At 43.8% G+C, this 5098-nt stretch carries 4 protein-coding genes; all 4 read right to left on the bottom strand.

What is annotated here, in order from left to right; genetic code table 11:
- Positions 1 to 377: 377 nt before the first annotated feature.
- The 4 genes from CLV31_RS20540 to CLV31_RS20525 are packed head-to-tail and all read right to left on the bottom strand — an operon-like array spanning position 378 to position 4724.
- The gene (locus tag CLV31_RS20540) at positions 378 to 2831 is read right to left on the bottom strand and encodes a leucine-rich repeat domain-containing protein (RefSeq protein ID WP_111394968.1); all 2454 of its coding nucleotides are present in this window, start codon (positions 2829 to 2831) and stop codon (positions 378 to 380) included.
- Positions 2818 to 3657 (bottom strand): hypothetical protein, encoded by an 840-nt coding sequence (locus CLV31_RS20535; RefSeq protein WP_111394967.1) that lies wholly within the window; start codon positions 3655 to 3657, stop codon positions 2818 to 2820. Before CLV31_RS20535 ends, CLV31_RS20540 begins: the two co-directional genes overlap by 14 nt.
- Positions 3654 to 4229: a hypothetical protein gene (locus CLV31_RS20530; protein WP_111394966.1), complete on the bottom strand. Its 576-nt coding sequence runs from the start codon at positions 4227 to 4229 to the stop codon at positions 3654 to 3656. The genes CLV31_RS20535 and CLV31_RS20530 overlap by 4 nt, the downstream gene beginning before the upstream one ends.
- A gap of 24 nt (positions 4230 to 4253) precedes the next feature.
- On the bottom strand, positions 4254 to 4724 hold the full coding sequence (locus tag CLV31_RS20525; protein WP_111394965.1) for a nucleoid-structuring protein H-NS: 471 nt from the start codon (positions 4722 to 4724) through the stop codon (positions 4254 to 4256).
- Positions 4725 to 5098: the final 374 nt, after the last annotated feature.

Raw genomic sequence — 5098 nt, 5'->3', positions numbered from 1 at the left:
TACAAATCGCTCTGTTTTCGGAAGATTGGGGTAAAATGCAGGGCTTAGGATCATGATTTGGAAAAAACACCTTATTATCAGCACAATGGAAAAAAGGCATGGAGGTATGGGGGTTGGGCAGCGTGGGAGTTTGGGAGTTTGGGATTTAGGAGGTTGTCCGGTTGTCGAAAGATCGAGTCCAGCTTCTGGAAAAGCAGGTCAGCCGTTGTCTGCCGTGAGTTGTGACACGCAAAGCGGAGAAAAGTAATTGCTAAACTATGCTATGGCGGAGAAAGACTTGCTCCCTATTGGCCAACTGTGAAAGGTGGTCATAAAAAATCCTGTTCAAACTAGGTTCTGAACAGGATTTTTGAAAATGGGATAACAGAGGATTGGGATCAGTAGAATCTTACTTCGCAGTCAGGATGACTGGATTTGAAAGAATCCACTGCTCTGCTGGTCAGTCTGGTATTGAAGCAGGTAAGCTTTTTCAGATTTCTTAAGCCATCGATTGGCTTGAGGGACCTCAAATTGGTACTCGCCACGTCGAGTTCCTCCAATTCACTAAGGCTCTCCAGGCCTTTGAGCACTTTCAGATTGGTACCCGAGAGGTTCAACTTTTTAAGATTCTTCAAATTACTGATCGGGCTCAAGTCTTCAATTCCCGTATTTGAAATATCCAGTTCCGTCAAATTCACCAATCCTGAAACCGCGAGGAAATCAACCGATGGGATCTGGGATAATCTCAAAGAAGTGAGGTGAGTCAAACTACTGATGGGTCCAATCGCTGCTACTGGGGCATCAAATAGGGACAGTTTTCTCAAATTGATGAATGCGGGAAGGGCACTGAGGTCTGCCACCCCTACTCTTTCGAAGCTAAGCTCTGCCTTACCAGTCAACTGGTGCAGCTGTTCGGTAGAAGGGGCTTCCTGAAGACTGAATTGTCTTCTGAAAATATCTCTCCACGTAGGATCCAATTCCTCCCACCATTTTTCCAATTCATCTGAGCGGAAAATCACATTAACATCCGGTTTTTGAATCAAGAATTCAGGAATTTCTTGTGGATCCACTTCGGAAGCATTGACATTGAGGTAAGTTAGCTTTTGAAGGGTAACGAGTTCACGGACGCTTTGAATGGGGTTTCCTTCCAAATCAACACTTTCCAAGAGTTCATTTTCCTTCAAAATTGAAAGATCTCTCACCGAGGCATTTTTACCGCTTATCTTTTTGAGGGTTTTCACTTCACTGAGTGGCAACAGATCCGAAACTTCCGGATTATCTGAGAAGCTGAGTGAAGAAAGGTTGACGAACCTAACCACCGGATTGAGGGATTCGATCCCCGCTCCATCGAGATTCAGGGTATTGACGGTGACCGCTTGCGTGAGGATTTCCACACTTGGGTTGTCATTTCTGATGGATGGGTTAGCATTTTTCAAAGCCTCTTTCCAAGGTAAGGAAAGTCCCTGCCACCAGGATTCCAAGTCTTTGACATGGTGAATCAGCAGTATTTCAGGATTACTCCTTACAAAATCATTGGCATCGAGCGGAGAAATTTTAGTCTGATCGGCTGCAACCTTCTTGAGGGACTTCAGGTTTTGCAAAGGAGCCAAATCAGCCACCGCAGTACCTGTGATATCGAGCAGTTCGAGTTGGGCCATGCCGGAAATCGGGCTCAAATCCTGGAAATTTGTTCCTGAGAGGTCCAGATTTTTAAGCGAAGTCAGTTCAGAAAGTGCAGAGAAATTGAGAATGTAATTTTTGCTCAGATCCAATTTTTCAAGCTTTGATAGCTCTTTGATGTTTTCCACATTATTAAAGCCGCTTTCTGTCAGATCCAGTTCAATCAGATTTTTGAATTCATTGAGAACAGCAAAACTTTGAATCGGGGTATTTTCTGCCTTCACGGCAATGAGGCTCTTCAAATTGAGCAATTCATTGATATTCTCCACTTGCGTATGGGAAATATCCAGGTATTTGAGACGATCCGAATATTTGATAAACTGAATATCTGAAGTCGGTGTATGGGCGATGCTTAAACTTTCCAACAGGGTCACATTGGAAATCGGCGCAAGGTCTGTGATCGCGGTGTTGCTGATGTCCAAGTGCTTGAGGTCTCTCAATTCGGAGAGGGCCGCAAGGCTTTTGATTTGCCTGTTGCCGGAAATATTCAGGGAGTCCACACTGACAAAGCGGTACCATTGGTCCAAGCCCAAGGTATCTTGTTCTGCCAGCTGGAATCTGGTTTTGAAATAGGATTTCCAGCCAAAGTCAAGTGAATTCCACCAGGCTTTCAGTTCTTCGTCCCTACTGATTTTGGTGGTGTAGATGCTGACGATTTTCAGTTCCTGGGATTTATCGTTCAAATTGACTTCGACAAATCTGGGCTTGGTATTGGAAATTTTTTCGCCTTTGAGTCCGACGGCGGTGATGGTCCGATCCAGAGAAGCGAGGAAAAAGACCTCCCCATTTTCTTTCTGGGCGGGTTTTACTTCCCGGATTTTGAATTTAAACTCGGCGTTTTTGTAAAAAAACTCGATGTCTTTCAGGTAAGCCGTGACGTCTTTGTTGGTCACTACCTTCCTATCCAGCAGGAGGTCATCTTCTACCTGGACTTTGGCATCGCGGAAGATTTTAAGGTAACTTTCGCGGATAATGACATCTTTGTCACGAGCCGGGGTTTCGTCACTTCCGATGGTATTGAGCAAATACTCCAAAAACCGGACTTGGTCTTCCACCTTGGAGGACAAATCTTTTACCTGGTCTTTGGTGTATCCTTTAAGGGTCTGTGAATTGGCACCAAAAGAAATAAGAAAAACCAGGCAAAGAAGCGCTATTCGCTTATTTCTGATCATAGATGTACTTTAATAGGGTCTCCTTGTCACCAGGGCCAAGTCGGACCAGGTTAGAAATCAACCATCCGGTATTGAATCCAGGTCTGTTGAACTGATTCACTTCGAAATACCATCCACCGATTTGGAAGAAATGAAATTTCACACCAGTGACCGTATCAAATCGGAGGTTATTTTGCTTCATCTCATACAAGAAGATTGCCAAATAATCCGGCTTATAGGTGCTTGAGGTAAAAGACTCCGGAGAATTGGAATCCTGAAAGGCTCTTCTCAGGTTCATAAAACCCAATTCATGGCTTAGGGGATGAAGGAATTCCTTGGTAGCACCTGCAGATTTGTTGAAGAGATTTTTGAAAGGGTCAAAAATGACTTTGTCAATCACCCATTCGTAGCCCAATCCTTCCGGTTGAATTTTCATTATGAAGGTGACTTGTTCTCTTTTCCCTTTGAAAAAGAACTCTGTATCTACTTCTGCATACCATCCCGGTCTATGGAAGACCAAGTATTGGGAGTAGGTAGGAGAAAGTACGCTTTGGATAAATTGATTTTTCAGATCAGGAGATACTGAAGAGGTTTGGTTGTCAAAAAGTATGGTCAAGAATCCCTTTCTCAGATTTGTATTTTGAAAAAGGGAATCACCCGGGTAAAATCGGGTATTTCCATCTACCGATTCTTCGCCATTGAATCTTCTAAAGAATTGATTGAGTTGTTTGGTGGAAGCGGCGAATCTTCCGTCATCTTTAATTGTCCCGGGGCTGCCAATGCCTTGCCCCGAGACAAAAGAGATGCTTGCGATAAAAAACGCAAAAATCAGAAAGGTTTTTCTCATGCGGAGGTTTCAGTCACTCGTACGTCACCGAGCATCACATCCCAGAATTCGATTGTACGTCCAGCGATTTGGGTTTGCTTTTTCTCTACATAGATGGTGATGTCCTTCTTGGTGGTGTCCTTGTAGTTCATCCCTGTTTCGATAGAGGTACCCTCAAATCTCTGATAGATGGTGATCACGCCTACGTATCTGCCGTCGGGCTGTCTCTCCAAGTCAGAGATGTACTGGATATCGTACCAAGTGATGTTTACTCGATCATAGTTGAGAGCCATGAGTCGCTCGAAGTATCTTCTTACCTTGTAGTAAGCGATTTCTTTGGTGTTGATGGAAGACACTCCCATTTCAGCACCGGGAGCGAAAAGCTCTTCAGCTCTATCCATAACGCGGTTGGCTTCCGAGAATTGTGTCTCTTTGCTTCCGATGATGGCGATGTATTTAGAAAGGTCCTTTACTTTTTCCAAAGCAAGGGAGTCGATGGCCTGCTTACGAGCAGGGCTGATGTTGTCCTGAGCCATTACCGCCAGTGAAGCAGAAAGGAAAAGGCCCAAGAAAAGGATTACTTTATTTTTCATTTTATTCAGTTTTTCAGGTTGGGATTATTTTCTTCTAAGCTCCAATTCTGATACTTTTCCGCTGGCATCCATACGGATATCAGAGATGTAGTTCAGATTTTTCTTGGTGTCTTTGAGGTACTCCAGGTATTTTTTGATGGTGGTAGGCTCATCATAGTCTTTGATTCCGTTTTCTTCATGAATGACGATCAAGACTGGTGTTTCCTGGTTGGAAAACATGGCTAATGCCTCTTGGATGGATTGGTTAGCAGAATTTACGCTGCTTGCATTGGTTACTGAGTTGAAGATGTTTTCAAGTCTTTCTGCCGCCACTTCTTCGGCCGAACGGGCAGGAGGAGGCGGAGGTGCCTGTTGAACAACTTCTTCTTTTGGAGCCGGCGCAGGAGCAGGTGCTACGGCCTTCTTCTTGCTTTTACAAGCACCCATGGCCATCATGGCGATCAGCGCCACGAACATGGTTTTTCTCAAGGAAAGAGAGAACAAGGTTTGCTTCATCTTCTGATAGATTTGGTTTTTAAATTATTAATTATCCGTTTGCCTATTTAGGGGGCGATAAGGTGGTGCAAAGTAAATAAAAACAACGCATTCCGCGACAAATAGATACCCTGAAGCGGCTAGATATTTATCAAATGGTTTAAAAAAAGTTTTGATTGACATCATTCGAAGGATTTATATGGGGCAAATATTATGCGCAATTTTATCAGCCGCTGATTGATTCTCTTTTTTTGGGCTGGAAGACTGATGTCGGATGTCGGATGTAAGATTTCGGATTTCTGACCTTCCCTAAATAGCGTTGACCGTTTGGTTCAACATTCATTAATAAATTCCATCGGGCATACATGAGCCAGAGGTTCTTCTCTTGGGCAAAC

This window comes from Algoriphagus aquaeductus (assembly GCF_003253485.1).
Classification (GTDB): domain Bacteria; phylum Bacteroidota; class Bacteroidia; order Cytophagales; family Cyclobacteriaceae; genus Algoriphagus; species Algoriphagus aquaeductus.
The sequence above is the reverse complement of the archived record's forward strand: the minus strand, read 5'-3'. Positions and strand labels throughout refer to the sequence as shown.